Below are 15,065 nucleotides of genomic sequence, written 5' to 3'. Positions count from 1 at the left end.
TTAGCGCTTACTCCGGTCCCATGCAAAGCTGTCGATCCGGAGTGAGCGCTTCAGCGCTTACTCCGGTCCCATGCAACACAACGTTCGCTATCGCGCACGCCGCGCTACTCAAGCGCCGGTCGGCGCCACCAGCGCCGTCACGCGCTCTCGCGCGATCGCGCAATAGCTTTCGTTGATCTCGTAGCCGACGAAGTCGCGCCGCTGCCGCGCGCAGGCCACCGCGGTCGTGCCGCTGCCCATGAACGGATCGAGCACGCGGCCGCCAGGCGGGCAACTCGCGAGCACCATCCGCTCGACGATCTCGAGCGGCTTCTGGGTCGGATGGTCGACCCGCTCCGCATGCTGGCGGTGCAGGCGCGACACGGACCAGACGTCCTTCGGGTTGTAGCCCATCTCCAGCCACTTGCTGCCTTCGAACAGCTTGCGCGAGCGCGCTTTCTTCGTATCGGCGTCGTACGGGATGCGGACCGGATCGAGATCGAAGTAATAGCCTTTCGACACCGCGAAAAAGCCTATGTTGTCGTGCACCGACGTGAAGCGGCGCGTCGTGCCGCCCATGCTCGGCACGCGCCGGTCCCAGATGATCTCGTTGACCATCGTGAGCTTCGTCTTCAGGAAGCTGAAGATCTCGGGCGCGTACTGCCATGTGCAGAACACGTACATCGAGCCGCTGGGCTTGAGCTTCGGAATCGCGAGATCGAGCCATTCGCGCGTCCACGCGAGATGCTCGTCGCCCGAGCGCTTGTCCGAGTCGTTGCCGTAGTCCTTGCCGAGCCCGTATGGTGGATCGGCGACGATCAGGTCGATCGACGCATCCGGCAGGCTCGCGGCTTCGGTCAGGAAATCGCGGTTGTGCAATTCGATGCCGGCGGGCAGCGCGCAGGCGGCGGACGCGGCCGGAACCGCTTCCGCTTCGCTCGCCGCGCCGCCCCCCGGCTCTTCGATCAGGTCGCGCATCGGTCGGGGTTCAGAGCGCGATGCCCGATCGCTCGGCGACCGTGTGCATGTCCTTGTCGCCCCGGCCCGACAGGTTGACGAGCAGGATCTTCTCCTTCGGCAGCGTCGGCGCGAGCTTCGTCGCATAGGCGATCGCGTGGCTCGACTCGAGCGCCGGGATGATGCCCTCGATCCGGCAGCACTCGTGGAACGCCTTCAGCGCCTCGACGTCGGTAATGCCGACGTACTGCGCGCGGCCGCTGTCCTTGAGCCATGCGTGCTCCGGGCCGACGCCCGGATAGTCGAGGCCCGCCGACACCGAATGCGTCTCGATGATCTGGCCGTCGTCGTCCTGCAGCAGGTACGTGCGGTTGCCGTGCAGGACGCCCGGGCTGCCGCCGATCAGCGACGCCGCGTGATGGCCGGTGTCGAGCCCGTCGCCCGCCGCCTCGACGCCGATCAGCTGGACGGCCGCGTCATCGATGTACGGATAGAAGATACCCATCGCGTTCGAGCCGCCGCCGACGCAGGCGATCACCGCGTCCGGCTGCCGGCCGGCGAGCTCGGGCATCTGCACCTTGCATTCGTCGCCGATCACGCGCTGGAAGTCGCGCACCATCATCGGGTACGGATGCGGGCCCGCGACCGTGCCGATGATGTAGAACGTGTTCTCGATGTTCGTGACCCAGTCGCGCATCGCTTCGTTGAGCGCGTCCTTCAGCGTGCGCGAGCCGGATTCGACGGGCACGACGGTCGCGCCGAGCAGCTTCATCCGGTAGACATTCGCGGCCTGCCGGCGCACGTCCTCGGCGCCCATGTAGACGATGCACTCCATGCCGAAGCGCGCGGCGATCGTCGCGGTCGCGACGCCGTGCTGGCCCGCGCCCGTCTCGGCGATCACGCGCTTCTTGCCCATCCGCTTCGCGAGCAGCGCCTGGCCGATCACGTTGTTCACCTTGTGGGCGCCCGTGTGGTTCAGGTCTTCGCGCTTCAGGTAGATCTGCGCGCCGCCGAGCATCTCGCTCCAGCGCTGCGCGTGATAGATCGGCGACGGACGGCCGACGAAGTGCTTCAGCTCGCGTTCGTACTCGGCGACGAAGTCGGGGTCGCTCTTGAATTTCTCGTACGCGGCACGCAGCTCGTCGAGCGCGTGAATCAGCGTTTCGGCGACGAACACGCCGCCATATGGGCCGAAATGGCCACGATCATCGGGGAGGTTGTACATGACGTCACTCTCGGTTCGACCGCGCGGCGCGCCGGTTCTCGCTTCCGGCGCCCGCCGCGCGGGCTGGCATCACCCGGCGTCCGCTTCGCGCACTGCGCGCACGAACGCCGCCATGCGGGCGCGATCCTTCACGCCCTTTGCGCCCGGCGTTTCGATGCCGCTCGAGACATCGACCGCGAACGGACGCACCTGACGGATCGCATCACCGACGTTTTGCGCGTTCAACCCACCACTCAAAACGGCCCGACGCGCGAGCTCTGCTGGAATAAGTGACCAATCGAAGACCTTGCCGCTGCCGCCATAGTGCTCGACGAGGGTGTCGAACAAGAAACCGCGGGCTGCCGAATATTGAAGTGCCGATTCTACCAAATCGGCCGGCCGAGTCGCCACGCCCACGCGCAACGCGCGCAGCCACGGCAGCCGGGCGGCGGCGGCGAGCGCCGCGCACTGCCCGGGCGTCTCGTCGCCGTGGAATTGCAGCAGCGACAGCGACACTTCGCTCGCGACGCGCGCGATCTCGTCCGCGGTCGGATTGACGAACAATCCGACGACCGACACGAACGGCGGCACGCGCTTCGCGAGCTCGGCCGCCTGCTCGATCGTCACCGCGCGCGGGCTCTTCGGATAGAACACGAGACCGATCGCGTCGGCGCCGAGCTCGGCCGCCCAGTCGACGTCGCCGGGCCGCGACAGCCCGCAGAGCTTGATCCGCGTGCGCGGCGGCGGCGCGGCGCGCCCGGCTTCGTGGTGCGCGTCTGCGGACGGCGCGTCGTTCGTCGTATCGGTCATCATGGCCGTCCGTCCAAATCGGCCCACACGCTGCTCCACGACACGCTGCCGAGCTGCGCGGGCGGCACCGCGAATTCGGCCGGATAGCCGACGTGCGCGAGATAGAGCCCTTCGGGCATGAAAGTCGGCGCCGCGCAGTCGCGGTCGCGGCTGTCGAGCACGTCCGCGAGCCACGACGCCGGGTAGCGGCCGCGTCCCACCGCGACGAGGCAACCCATCAGGTTGCGCACCATGTGGTGCAGGAACGCGTTCGCGCGGAAGCGGAAATGGATGAAATCGCCGTCGGGACGGATGCCGATCTGGTACAGATGCTTGATCGGCGACTTCGCCTGACACTCGGACGAGCGAAACGCCGAGAAATCGTGTTCGCCGACGAGATATTCGGCGGCGTCGCGCATCGCGTCGACGTCGAGCGGCATGTGGACCCAGCCCGCGCGTCCGGCGAGCATCGGCGAGCGCACCGGATGCACGTAGAGCGCGTAGTAATAGGTGCGCTCGAATGCGGCGAAGCGCGCGTGAAATGTGTCCGGCATCGGCTTCGCCCACTGCACGGAAACCGTGGATGGCAGGAACGCGTTCGTGCCGCGCACCCACGAGAAGTCCGCGCGGTCGAGCGCCGTATCGAAATGGACGACCTGGCCGAGGCCGTGCACGCCCGTGTCGGTGCGACCCGCGACCGTCGTGTGCAGCGAGGTCTGCGCGAATTCGGCGAGCGCCCGCTCGAGCGCGTCCTGGACGGTCTTGCCGTGCGGCTGCGACTGCCAACCGCAAAACGCCGCGCCGTCGTACTGAATGCCGAGTGCGATTCTCATCACGACAGATCGGCCAGTTTGGCGAGCATCACGTGCGCTTCGTCGCGCGTGTCGGCGTGACCGGCTTCGATCACTTCGTGCAGCAGCGTGCGCGCGCCGGCGAGGTCGCCGAGCTCGACATATTCGGACGCGAGCTCGAGCTTGTTGCGCGCGATCTTCGCGAGCGCTTCGGGCGTGAACGCCGGCAGCGACGCGCTCGGGCCGGTCGGCAGATCGAGGTCGAAATCGAGGCTCAGCGCGCCGAATTGCGCGACGCCGAGCGGCGGCAGGTTCGGAGACGATGCGGCCGGCTCGCGGCTCGGAGCGGCAGGCGACGGCGCGGCGAACGATGCGCCGGGCTGCGGAGCAGCCAACGGCGTCTCGGCGTGCCCAGGAAGCGCGTTCGGCAGTGCGAAGCCAGGCGTACTCGCTTCGTGCGGCGCGGCGGCCTGCGGCGATGCGTCGCCGGCCTGCTGCGGCGCAGTTTGCGGCGGCTCGTCCGCGTGCGGCGTAGCTTCGTTCGACGTCAGCGGCTGCGCCGCGCCGAGCGCCGCGGGCTGGGACAACGCGCCCGCCCCCGATCCGCCCGCTCCCGCCGCAAATGCCTGAGATTCGGCTCCCGACGCATCCTGCCTACGCTGCCCCTCCGATTGCGATTCGATCGCGGGCGATCCGGCCACCGGCGCCGCCGCTTCACCCTGTTCGGCTCCGCCCAGCGGTGTCGCCTGATGCGGCTCGGCCCCCCACGGGCGGGCCACGGGCGTTTCGTCGCGAAGCGATTCGCCCCCATCATGATCCGCCCCTGGCGTTGCTTCGCCATGCGTTCCCACTTCACGCGAATCTTCCGCGCCAATTGGCCGGTGCGTGGCGGCTTGACCGTTAGTTGCGCGCTGCGCCGAACCCGAACCGGCCGGCTCGGCATGCTGCGATTCCGCCGCTTGGCCCGCATCGTCCGAAATCGACGCGCGGGGTGGCAGCGGCATGTCGAGGCTGTCGAGCGCCGTGATCGCATCGTGCGGAAATGCCTGGCGCCACGCGTACGGCGCCGTCTTCGCGCCGGTCTGCGGAACACCGGACTGTGCGTCGTCCGATTCGGGCGTATGCGGCGCGCCGCTTCGCTCGTCCGGCTGCGGCATTTCCAGCGTCAATGGCTCGACGGGCGGCGTTTGCGGCCCACGAGTCGCAGCGATGTCCGGCCCGGTCGCAGGCGCCGACTTCGATTCGGCGATCGTCGATTCGGTCTTCGTCGGCGCAGTCTTCACTTCGGCGGGCGGCGCGATCGGCGACTCGCAATGCGCGGCAGCCGTCGCAGCTTGCCCGCCTGCTTCGCGCTTTTCTTCGGCCGCCGCATCCGGCGCACCGGCAATGGCGGCGACCGCATCCGGATCGAGCGCCGGCGCCGGCGTGAATGCGCCCGGCTCGATCGCGTCGGCAGGCGGCCCCTTCTTGCGCCGGCGCAGCGCGAAGCCCGCGATCAGCGCGACGACGGCCGCGCCGACCGCGATCGCAGCCCCCGAATTGAACGACAGTTGCGGCACCGCGGTGCGCGGCGCGGCGCTCACGGGCGGCGTCACGGCAGGCGCGGAAGCGGCGCTCGTCGTCGATCCGGCCGTCGCCGCCGCTTCGGAACCGCCCTCCCCCGAGCGGGGCACAGCGGACGCCGCCGCGCTCGGCTGCGGCTTCTGCGCGCTTCCGGCCACCGGAGCGGGCGTCAGCGCGCCGTTCGCGGCAGGCTTGCCGATCCCGTGCTTCTGCAGTTCCATCAACACGCGATTCTTCAGCGCGAGCAGTTGCTGCAGGCTCGACGGCCGCGCTTGCGACGCGCCCGTCGCCACCTGCGCCGACGAACCCGACAGCGCCAGATTCGCGGCGCCAGGAACGAGCAACGCTTCCGCGCCGGCCGCCGACGCGCCGCTCGCGGCGGCGGGGGCTTGCTGAATCGAACCGCTCCAGACGTGCGGACCGCCGACACTGGACGATGCCGCGGGAGCCGCCGCCTGCGCGGCTGCGGACGGCGCATGCGTCGAAGCGGCGCCGGGTGCCGATGCGCCGTTCGCGCTCGACGCCGTGCCGGCGGCAGCGGAAGCCGCAAGCGCCGCCGCGGCGTGCGATGCCGTCGACATCGACGTCGCCGCCGGATGCGACGCCGCAGCCGTTGCCGCCGACGCGACCGCATGCGACGCCGCGCCCGCCGCCGAAGCCGAAGCCGCACCGCTCGCCGCGGCGCCGCTCGCGGCCGCACCGGCCGCCGCGCCTGTCGCATCGAGCGTCGGCACCGCCAATTGCGCGCCGATCTTCAAGCGGCTCGGATCGCGCTTCATGAACGCCTGCGGATTCGCATCGAAGAGCGCGCGGCCCACGCGGGCCAGCACGGCAGGATCGTGCGATTGCGTGACGGCGACGGCGATGTCGTTGAGCGACTGGCCGGGTCGCACGGTGATCGTGAGCGGCGCGGCTGGGTCGCCCGCCGCGGCGCTCGCCGCATCCGGCGCCGCGTGCGCGACGGTCGCGCCGGCAAGTACGAGGACGGCGGCCGCGACAGCGCGTCGCGCGGACGGGCGGCCGTCAGAGATCGTCGTAGAAGAAAGGAATCGAAGCGTCATCGGCTTGGTCGCCGCGGCATTACGCGGCCTGGGTTCGCGTTTGGAATGAGACAAAATCGGACCGCAAATAAAAAAGCGTCGCGTGAAACGCGACGCTTTCGGGTTGTGTACGCGTCGTAATCGCGTAGTTTACTTTACTTGTCGAGCAGAATGCGCAGCATCCGGCGCAGCGGCTCGGCCGCGCCCCACAACAATTGGTCGCCGACGGTAAATGCCGACAGGTATTCGCCACCCATTGCGAGCTTGCGCAGCCGGCCGACCGGCACCGACAGCGTGCCCGTCACGACGGCGGGCGACAGATCGCGCATCGACGCTTCGCGCTCGTTCGGCACGACCTTCACCCAGTCGTTCGCCGACGCGAGGATGCCGTTGATCTCGTCGAGCGGCACATCCTTCTTCAGCTTGATCGTGAGCGCCTGCGAGTGGCAGCGCATCGCGCCGATCCGCACGCACAGGCCGTCGACCGGGATCGAGCCCGGCTCGCCCATCGCCGGCTTGCCGAGAATCTTGTTGGTTTCCGCGCCGCCCTTCCATTCTTCCTTCGACATCCCGTTGCCGAGATCCTTGTCGATCCACGGAATCAGCGAGCCCGCGAGCGGCACGCCGAACTGGCTCGTCGGCATCGCGTCGCCGTTCATCGCGGCGAGCACGCGGCGGTCGATGTCGAGAATCGCCGACGCCGGATCGGCGAGCTGCGCCTGAACCGCACCGTTCAGCGCGCCCATCTGCGCGAGCAGCTCGCGCATGTTCTGCGCGCCCGCGCCCGACGCGGCCTGGTACGTCATCGCCGTCATCCAGTCGACGAGGTTCTCGCGGAACAGGCCGCCCAGCGCCGTCAGCATCAGGCTGACCGTGCAGTTGCCGCCGATGAAGTTCTTCGTGCCCTTGACGAGCGCGTCCTTGATCACGCCGAGGTTCACGGGGTCGAGAATGATCACCGCGTCGTCCTTCATCCGCAGCGACGACGCCGCGTCGATCCAGTAGCCGTTCCAGCCGGCCGCGCGCAGCTTCGGAAACACGTCGTTCGTGTAGTCGCCGCCCTGGCACGTGATGACGACGTCGCACTTCTTCAGGTCGTCGATGCTCGTCGCATCCTTGAGCGTGGTCTCGTTTTTCGCGAATGACGGCGCCTTGCCGCCCGCGTTGCTGGTGCTGAAAAACACCGGCTCGATCAGATCGAAATCGCCTTCTTCCTGCATGCGCTGCATCAGCACGCTGCCGACCATGCCGCGCCAACCTACGAGACCTACGTTCATGACTCATCCTTTGCTGGAGCTTCCCCGCCTTTTCCGTCCCCGGCGCGACCGCGCGGGGAAACAGGCGGGCACGACGGACGACGATCAGATTTTCGTGATCGTTTTCGTGATGATGATTTTGCCGACGAGAATGGCGCGCGCACCCGCACGGGCTTCATTGCCGTGGGGTTTCAAGACCGGGGAGATCAGGGAAGTCAGCGCCATCGCTCGAGTCTACACAAACCCAAGAGGCCGCACAACGGCCAGGAAAACCGGACGGACCCCGTTTTCGGGGCCGCCCGGCCGAACTGCGACGACGAACCGCTCCGAACGCGCGGCCCGTGCGCCGCGATTACAGCGCGGCGACGACCGCGTCGCCCATCGCCGCGGTGCCGACCTGGCGGCAACCCGGCGTCGCGATGTCCGCCGTCCGGTAGCCCGCTTCGAGCACCTTCTTGACCGCGTTCTCGATCCGGTTCGCCTGTTCGGCGCGGTTCAGCGAGTAGCGCAGCAGCATCGCGGCCGACAGGATCGTCGCGAGCGGATTCGCGACGCCCTTGCCTGCGATGTCCGGCGCGGAACCGTGCGACGGCTCGTACAAGCCCTTGTTGTTCTTGTCGAGCGACGCCGACGGCAGCATGCCGATCGAGCCCGTCAGCATCGACGCTTCGTCGGACAGGATGTCGCCGAACATGTTGCCGGTCACGATCACGTCGAACTGCTTCGGCGCCTTCGCGAGCTGCATCGCCGCGTTGTCGACGTACATGTGCGACAGCTCGACGTCCGCGTATTCCTTCGATACGTCGATCATGATGTCGCGCCAGAACTGCGACGTCTCGAGCACGTTCGACTTGTCGACCGACAGCAGCTTCTTCGCGCGCTTCTGCGCGGCCTGGAACGCGACGTGCGCGATGCGGCGCACTTCCGGCTCCGAATAGCGCATCGTGTCGAAGCCTTCGCGCGCGCCGGCGAACGGGCCGTCGGGCGCTGCGCGCACGCCGCGCGGCTGGCCGAAGTAGATGTCGCCGTTCAGTTCGCGCACGATCAGGATGTCGAGGCCCGCGATCAGCTCGGGCTTCAGCGGCGACGCGTCGACGAGCTGCGGATAGCAGATCGCCGGGCGAAAGTTCGCGAACAGCTCGAGATGCTTGCGCAGACCGAGGATCGCCTGCTCGGGGCGCAGCGCGCGCTCGAGCGAGTCGTACTTCCAGTCGCCGACCGCGCCGAACAGGATCGCGTCCGCTTCCTTCGCGAGCGCGAGCGTCGCTTCCGGCAGCGGATGGCCGCTCGCCTCGTAGCCGGCGCCGCCGACGGGCGCCTGTTCGAGCTCGAACGTCTCGCCGAGCGCGTTCAGCACCTTCACCGCTTCGTTGACGATCTCCGGACCGATGCCGTCGCCGGGCAGCACTGCAATCTTCATGCGAAATTCCTGACTGGATGAATGAGTTGTTGGATTCGGACGAAGCGCGCGCGCCGGCCATCGGTCGCGGCGCGCGCTCGCGCGAGAGAGGCGTCAGCCGATCAGCCGGTTGTCGAGCCACGGCTGCTTCGCGAGCCGCTCCGCTTCGTACTGACGGATCTTGTCCGCGTGGCGCAGCGTGAGGCCGATATCGTCGAAGCCGTTCACGAGACAGTACTTGCGGAACGCGGTGATCTCGAACGGATACTCGCGGCCGTCCGGCGCGCGCACGACCTGCGCGTCGAGATCGATCGTGAGCTGATAGCCGTTGAACGCGTACGTCTCGTTGAACAGGTGGTCGACCTGCTGCTCGGTCAGCACGATCGGCAGCAAGCCGTTCTTGTAGCAGTTGTTGAAGAAGATGTCGGCGAAGCTCGGCGCGACGATCGCGCGGAAGCCGTACTGCTGCAGCGCCCACGGCGCATGCTCGCGCGAGCTGCCGCAGCCGAAGTTCTTGCGCGCGAGCAGGATCGACGCGCCTTGGTAGCGCGGCTGGTTCAGCACGAAGTCCGGGTTCAGCGGACGTTTCGAGTTGTCCTGGCCGGGCTCGCCGTGATCGAGATAGCGCCACTCGTCGAACGCGTTCGGGCCGAAGCCCGTGCGCTTGATCGACTTCAGGAACTGCTTCGGGATGATCGCGTCGGTGTCGACGTTCTCGCGATCGAGCGGCGCCACGACGCCGGTATGCACATTGAATTTTTCCATGATCCGTCAACCAGATTGGAGGCCGGCCGCGCGGGCCGGCGAAATCGAATCGTCGCGCTCGCGCGCCGTCACTCCGCAGCCTTCTTGATCGCGTGGCCGGCGGCGTTGATGTCCTCGCCCATGCCCGCGACCGTGTTGCAGCCCGCAACGCCGAACGCGAAGCCCGCCAATGCGATCACGGCGGCGAGCCGCCCGAAAAATGCCGTTGCTTTCACGCGCTCACCCCAGTTTGCGAATGTCGACGAAGTGGCCTTCGATCGCCGCCGCCGCGGCCATCGCCGGGCTGACGAGATGCGTGCGGCCGCCCTGGCCCTGACGCCCTTCGAAGTTGCGGTTCGACGTCGACGCGCAGCGCTCGCCCGGCTCGAGCCGGTCGGCGTTCATCGCGAGGCACATCGAGCAGCCCGGCTCGCGCCATTCGAAGCCGGCTTCCGTGAACACCTTGTCGAGCCCTTCGCGCTCGGCCTGCGCCTTCACGAGGCCCGAGCCCGGCACGACCATCGCGAGGCGCACGTTCGGCGCGACGCGGCGATTGAGCTTCTTGACGACGTACGCGGCCGCGCGGATGTCTTCGATCCGCGCGTTCGTGCACGAGCCGATGAAGATCTTGTCGACGTTGATCGCCTCGATCGGCGTATTCGGCGTGAGCGCCATGTACGCGAGCGCGCGCTCCATCGCGTCGCGCTTGACCGGGTCCTTCTCGCGCTCGGGATCGGGCACGCGGCCGTCGATCGACGTGACCATTTCCGGCGACGTGCCCCACGTGACCTGCGGCACGATCTCCGCCGCGTTCAGCTCGACGACGGCGTCGAACCGCGCGCCTTCGTCGGACCTGAATGTCTTCCAATATTCGGCCGCCTGATTCCATTCCGCGCCCGTCGGCACGAAGGGACGGCCCTTCAGGTATTCGACCGTCGTGTCGTCGACGGCGACCATGCCGGCGCGCGCGCCCGCTTCGATCGCCATGTTGCAGACCGTCATCCGGCCTTCCATCGACAGCGCGCGAATCGTCGAGCCGCCGAATTCGATCGCGTAGCCGGTGCCGCCCGCGGTGCCGATCTTGCCGATGATCGCGAGCACGATGTCCTTCGCGGTGCAACCGCGCGGCAGCGGGCCCTCGACCTTCACGAGCATGTTCTTGCTCTTCTTCTGCAAAAGCGTCTGCGTCGCGAGCACGTGCTCGACTTCCGACGTGCCGATGCCGTGCGCGAGCGCGCCGAACGCGCCGTGCGTCGACGTGTGCGAATCGCCGCAGACGATCGTCATGCCGGGCAGCGTCGCGCCCTGCTCGGGCCCGATGATGTGGACGATGCCCTGACGGACGTCGTTCATCTTGAATTGCGTGATGCCGTATGCATCGCAGTTCGCGTCGAGCGTGTCGACCTGCAGCTTCGACACCGGATCGGCGATGCCGTGGCTGCGGTCCGTCGTCGGCACGTTGTGATCGGAAACCGCGAGATTCGCGCTGATTCGCCACACCGGACGCTGCGCGAGCTTCAGCCCCTCGAACGCCTGCGGGCTCGTGACTTCGTGCAGCAGTTGGCGATCGATGTAGAGCAATGTGGTGCCGTCCTCCTCGGTGTGGACGACGTGCGAATTCCACAATTTGTCGTAGAGAGTCTGTGCCATGGGTATGCGGGGTCGTTTGACTGCGAACATGCGTTCGGGTGCAGTCGATTATGCCACGCGAAGCCCGCACCTTTGTACCAGGAAAACGAAAAAACCCATAAAAAACAGTGGGTTGAGTGGTACAGCCGATACGGGTATCAGGATTACCCGGCAAATCGGAAGGAAGGCATCGCGCCGCCGGAATCGCGAACGCTTCGCTCACACCCATTCCTGCGGCGCGTCGTCGCCGTCGGCAAGCGTGAGCCCGTCCGCAGGCAGCGGCAATGCGGTCCGATAGCGGACCTGCTTGAGCGCGAAGCTCGACCGGATGTTCGACACGCCGGGAATCGTCGTCAGCTGATCGAGGATGAAGCGCTCGAGGCTCTTCATGCTCGGCACGACGACGCGCAGCAGGTAGTCCGCGTCGCCCGACATCAGATAGCACTCCATCACCTCGGGCCGCTTGTCGATCGCCTCCTCGAAGCGGCGCAGCGCGGCCTCGACCTGCTTCTCGAGGCTCACCTGGATGAACACGTTGATCCGCAGCCCAAGCGGCTCCGGATTCAGCAGCGTCACCTGCTGCTTGATGAGACCGAGCTTCTCGAGCGCGCGGACGCGGTTGAAGCACGGCGTCGGCGACAGGTTCACCGCGCGCGCGAGCTCCGCGTTCGTGATCCGCGCGTTCTGCTGCAGTTGATTGAGGATGCCGATGTCGATCCGGTCCAGCCGGCGGGAAGGAGCGCTCATAGTACAAATATTCTGAAAACAGAGATTTTTCAGGAATTTGTACGTTACACGAAACCAAAATTCCAACCAAAAGAGATGCACATTCTGCGGCTCCGTGGATAACCTTGACGGCTGTTGCTGCCGATGTCGCTTCCTCGAACCCGCCCCATCTGGAGCCGCGCATGAACGACTTGTCGAACGGTATCCGCCCGGTCCTCTCGGCCGCGCGCCGCCACGACGACACCGATCCGCAGGAAACCGCCGAATGGCTGGACGCGCTCGACGGCGTCGTCGAGCACACGGGCGTCGACCGCGCGCGGTACCTGCTCGCGCAGCTCGCCGAGCACGCGGCGCGCCGCCGGGTCGCGCCGCCGCACGCGAACACGACGCCGTACGTCAATACGATCCCGCTCGACGCGCAGCCGCCGTATCCGGGCGACCTTCAGCTCGAAGCGCGCCTGGCGGCGGTGCTGCGCTGGAACGCGCTCGCGATGGTGGTGCGCGCAAACCGCGCGTACGGCGAGCTCGGCGGCCACATCGCGAGCTACGCGTCGGCGGCCGATCTGTTCGAGGTCGGCTTCAACCACTTCTTCCTCGCGGCGGGCGACGCGTCGGGCGGCGATCTCGTCTACTTCCAGCCGCACTCGTCGCCGGGCGTCTATGCGCGCGCGTTTCTCGAAGGATTCCTGAGCGAAGCGCAGCTCGAGCACTATCGGCGCGAGATCGCCGGACCGGGCCTCTGCTCGTATCCGCATCCGTGGCTGATGCCCGATTTCTGGCAGTTCCCGACGGGCTCGATGGGCATCGGTCCGATCAATGCGATCTACCAGGCGCGCTTCATGCGCTACCTGCAGAACCGCGGACTGCTGCACACCGACGGCCGCAAGGTGTGGGGCTTCTTCGGCGACGGCGAGATGGACGAGCCCGAATCGATCGGCGCGCTGTCGCTCGCGGCGCGCGAAGGGCTCGACAATCTCGTGTTCGTGATCAACTGCAATCTGCAACGGCTCGACGGCCCGGTGCGCGGCAACGGCCGCATCGTCGACGAGCTCGAATCGCAGTTCGCAGGCGCCGGCTGGAACGTGATCAAGGTGCTGTGGGGCTCGGACTGGGATGCGCTCTTCGCGCGCGACGCGACGGGCGCGCTTGCGCGCGCGTTCGCGCAGACGGTCGATGGCCAGTTCCAGACCTTCTCGGCGAACGACGGCGCGTACAACCGCGAACGCTTCTTCGGCCAGGACGACGCGCTCGCGTCGCTCGTCGCGCATCTGCGCGACGAAGACATCGACCGGCTGCGCCGCGGCGGCCACGACGCGTGCAAGCTGTACGCCGCGTACGAAAGCGCGGTCCGTCACGAAGGCCGGCCGACCGTGATCCTCGCGAAGACGATGAAGGGCTTCGGAATGGGCGCGATCGGCCAGGGCCGGATGACGACCCATCAGCAGAAGAAGCTCGACGTCGAGCACCTGCTCGCGTTCCGCGACCGTTTCCGGCTGCCGCTCACGGACGAAGACGTCGAGCAGCTCCGTTTCTACAAGCCCGCGGAAGACAGCCCGGAGATGCGATACCTGCATGCGCGCCGGGCTGCCCTGGGAGGCTGTCTGCCCAGAAGGCGGAAAGCGGCGACGACGGCATCGACCGTGCCGTCGTTGCCTTCCTGGGGGCAATTCGCGCTCGACGCCGGCGGCCGCGAGATGTCGACGACGATGGCGATCGTGCGGATGCTCGGCGGCCTGCTGAAGGACGCGGCGCTCGGGCCGCGCGTCGTGCCCGTCGTCGCCGACGAGGCGCGCACGTTCGGGATGGCGAACCTGTTCCGGCAGGTCGGCATCTACTCGCCGCTCGGCCAGCGCTACGAGCCGGAAGACCTCGGCTCGATGCTCTACTACCGCGAGGACACGCGCGGACAGATCCTCGAGGAAGGCATCTCCGAGGCGGGCGCGATGTCGTCGTGGATCGCCGCGGCGACGTCGTACAGCGTGCACGACCTGCCGATGCTGCCGTTCTACATCTACTACTCGATGTTCGGCTTCCAGCGGATCGGCGACCTGATCTGGGCCGCCGCCGATCAACGCGCGCGCGGCTTCCTGATCGGCGCGACCGCCGGCAAGACGACGCTCGGCGGCGAAGGGCTCCAGCATCAGGACGGCACGAGCCATCTCGCCGCGTCGACGGTGCCGAACTGCCGCGCGTGGGATCCGGCGTTCGCGTACGAAGTCGCGGTGATCGTCGACGAAGGGATGCGCGAGATGCTCGAACGGCAGCGCGACACGTTCTATTACCTGACCGTCACGAACGAAAACTACGCGCAGCCGTCGCTGCCCGCGGACCGGGCCGACGCGGTGCGCGACGGCATTCTCAGGGGCATGTATCCGCTCGACGCGACGGCGCAGCCCGCCGCGTGCGTCCAGTTGCTCGGCTCGGGCGCGATTCTCGGCGAAGTGCAGGCGGCCGCGCGCATGCTGCGCGACGGCTGGCAGATCGATGCGGCCGTGTGGAGCGTGACGAGCTTCACCGAACTGCAGCGCGACGGCATCGCGGCCGAGCGCGCGCAGCGTCTGTTCGACGGCGACGAAGCGAACGAAAACGCGACGCCTTACGTCACGTCCGCGCTCGCCGCGACGCGCGGGCCGGTGATCGCCGCGACCGACTACGCGCGCGCGCTGCCCGAGCTGATCCGCGCATACGTGCCGCGCCGCTACGTGACGCTCGGCACCGACGGCTTCGGCCGCAGCGACACGCGCCAGGCGCTGCGCGCGTTCTTCGAGGTCGATCGCGCGTCAATCGTGATTGCGGCGCTGCGCGCGCTCGCCGACGACGGAGCCGTGACGCGCGACGTCGTGCGCGATGCGATCGAGCGCTACGGCAAGCGCGACACGTCGCGCACGCCGCCGTGGGAGCGGTGACGGCGCGAGCATGATGCGACCGACGCCCGTTTCAGCAGGTCGAGCGCGCGTCTCCGACGCAATGGCTTCGCTCGGCGCGCGG

General features: G+C 67.8%; 12 protein-coding genes and 1 pseudogene. 2 read left to right on the top strand and 11 right to left on the bottom strand.

Features of this window, described 5'->3' with window-relative positions:
• Nucleotides 1–108: 108 nt before the first annotated feature.
• The 6 genes from WS69_RS22260 to asd form a co-directional block, all read right to left on the bottom strand.
• On the bottom strand, nucleotides 109–957 hold the full coding sequence (locus WS69_RS22260) for a DNA-methyltransferase (RefSeq protein ID WP_059472833.1): 849 nt from the start codon (nucleotides 955–957) through the stop codon (nucleotides 109–111).
• 10 nt (nucleotides 958–967) lie between these two features.
• Nucleotides 968–2,161 (bottom strand): tryptophan synthase subunit beta, encoded by a 1,194-nt coding sequence (trpB, locus tag WS69_RS22255; RefSeq protein WP_059472832.1) that lies wholly within the window; start codon nucleotides 2,159–2,161, stop codon nucleotides 968–970.
• A 69-nt stretch (nucleotides 2,162–2,230) separates the two neighbouring features.
• Nucleotides 2,231–2,953, bottom strand: coding sequence for a phosphoribosylanthranilate isomerase (locus WS69_RS22250; protein WP_059472831.1), 723 nt, complete (start codon nucleotides 2,951–2,953; stop codon nucleotides 2,231–2,233).
• On the bottom strand, nucleotides 2,950–3,762 hold the full coding sequence (gene truA / locus WS69_RS22245) for a tRNA pseudouridine(38-40) synthase TruA (RefSeq protein WP_059472830.1): 813 nt from the start codon (nucleotides 3,760–3,762) through the stop codon (nucleotides 2,950–2,952). Before truA ends, WS69_RS22250 begins: the two co-directional genes overlap by 4 nt.
• A complete protein-coding gene (locus WS69_RS22240) occupies nucleotides 3,762–6,344 on the bottom strand; it encodes a FimV/HubP family polar landmark protein (protein ID WP_059472829.1) in 2,583 nt (860 codons plus the stop codon). The genes truA and WS69_RS22240 overlap by 1 nt, the downstream gene beginning before the upstream one ends.
• Before the next feature lie 134 nt (nucleotides 6,345–6,478).
• On the bottom strand, nucleotides 6,479–7,600 hold the full coding sequence (gene asd, locus WS69_RS22235) for an aspartate-semialdehyde dehydrogenase (protein ID WP_059472828.1): 1,122 nt from the start codon (nucleotides 7,598–7,600) through the stop codon (nucleotides 6,479–6,481).
• Between asd and WS69_RS35710 the strand changes: the two are divergent.
• Nucleotides 7,599–7,754, top strand: a pseudogene (locus WS69_RS35710) (3-isopropylmalate dehydrogenase); the annotation flags it as partial. The gene asd and the pseudogene WS69_RS35710 overlap by 2 nt on opposite strands.
• A gap of 177 nt (nucleotides 7,755–7,931) precedes the next feature.
• Here the strand turns inward: WS69_RS35710 and leuB are convergent.
• From leuB to WS69_RS22205, 5 genes are all read right to left on the bottom strand, one after another.
• On the bottom strand, nucleotides 7,932–8,999 hold the full coding sequence (gene leuB, locus WS69_RS22225; protein ID WP_059472826.1) for a 3-isopropylmalate dehydrogenase: 1,068 nt from the start codon (nucleotides 8,997–8,999) through the stop codon (nucleotides 7,932–7,934).
• A 93-nt stretch (nucleotides 9,000–9,092) separates the two neighbouring features.
• On the bottom strand, nucleotides 9,093–9,743 hold the full coding sequence (leuD, locus tag WS69_RS22220; RefSeq protein WP_059472825.1) for a 3-isopropylmalate dehydratase small subunit: 651 nt from the start codon (nucleotides 9,741–9,743) through the stop codon (nucleotides 9,093–9,095).
• Between the two features lie 68 nt (nucleotides 9,744–9,811).
• On the bottom strand, nucleotides 9,812–9,958 hold the full coding sequence (locus tag WS69_RS22215; RefSeq protein WP_059472824.1) for an entericidin A/B family lipoprotein: 147 nt from the start codon (nucleotides 9,956–9,958) through the stop codon (nucleotides 9,812–9,814).
• 4 nt (nucleotides 9,959–9,962) lie between these two features.
• A complete protein-coding gene (gene leuC, locus WS69_RS22210) occupies nucleotides 9,963–11,372 on the bottom strand; it encodes a 3-isopropylmalate dehydratase large subunit (RefSeq protein WP_059472823.1) in 1,410 nt (469 codons plus the stop codon).
• Between the two features lie 198 nt (nucleotides 11,373–11,570).
• Nucleotides 11,571–12,098: an Lrp/AsnC family transcriptional regulator gene (locus tag WS69_RS22205; RefSeq protein WP_059472822.1), complete on the bottom strand. Its 528-nt coding sequence runs from the start codon at nucleotides 12,096–12,098 to the stop codon at nucleotides 11,571–11,573.
• Between the two features lie 161 nt (nucleotides 12,099–12,259).
• Between WS69_RS22205 and mdeB the strand changes: the two genes are divergently transcribed.
• Nucleotides 12,260–14,983 (top strand): alpha-ketoglutarate dehydrogenase, encoded by a 2,724-nt coding sequence (gene mdeB / locus WS69_RS22200; RefSeq protein ID WP_059472821.1) that lies wholly within the window; start codon nucleotides 12,260–12,262, stop codon nucleotides 14,981–14,983.
• Nucleotides 14,984–15,065 lie beyond the last annotated feature (82 nt).

The organism is Burkholderia sp. BDU5 (genome assembly GCF_001522845.1).
In the GTDB taxonomy this organism is placed as follows: Bacteria; Pseudomonadota; Gammaproteobacteria; order Burkholderiales; family Burkholderiaceae; genus Burkholderia; species Burkholderia mayonis.
This window is presented reverse-complemented; position numbering and strand designations above follow the sequence as displayed.

Bases quoted from the DNA above. Each gene is read 5' to 3' on its own strand.
- WS69_RS22250 (WP_059472831.1), bottom strand. From the start codon at position 2,953: ATGATGACCGATACGACGAACGACGCGCCGTCCGCAGACGCGCACCAC.
- leuB (WP_059472826.1), bottom strand. From the start codon at position 8,999: ATGAAGATTGCAGTGCTGCCCGGCGACGGCATCGGTCCGGAGATCGTC.
- mdeB (WP_059472821.1), top strand. From the start codon at position 12,260: ATGAACGACTTGTCGAACGGTATCCGCCCGGTCCTCTCGGCCGCGCGC.
- trpB (WP_059472832.1), bottom strand. From the start codon at position 2,161: ATGTACAACCTCCCCGATGATCGTGGCCATTTCGGCCCATATGGCGGC.
- leuD (WP_059472825.1), bottom strand. From the start codon at position 9,743: ATGGAAAAATTCAATGTGCATACCGGCGTCGTGGCGCCGCTCGATCGC.
- leuC (WP_059472823.1), bottom strand. From the start codon at position 11,372: ATGGCACAGACTCTCTACGACAAATTGTGGAATTCGCACGTCGTCCAC.
- asd (WP_059472828.1), bottom strand. From the start codon at position 7,600: ATGAACGTAGGTCTCGTAGGTTGGCGCGGCATGGTCGGCAGCGTGCTG.
- WS69_RS22240 (WP_059472829.1), bottom strand. From the start codon at position 6,344: ATGACGCTTCGATTCCTTTCTTCTACGACGATCTCTGACGGCCGCCCG.
- WS69_RS22260 (WP_059472833.1), bottom strand. From the start codon at position 957: ATGCGCGACCTGATCGAAGAGCCGGGGGGCGGCGCGGCGAGCGAAGCG.
- WS69_RS22205 (WP_059472822.1), bottom strand. From the start codon at position 12,098: ATGAGCGCTCCTTCCCGCCGGCTGGACCGGATCGACATCGGCATCCTC.
- truA (WP_059472830.1), bottom strand. From the start codon at position 3,762: ATGAGAATCGCACTCGGCATTCAGTACGACGGCGCGGCGTTTTGCGGT.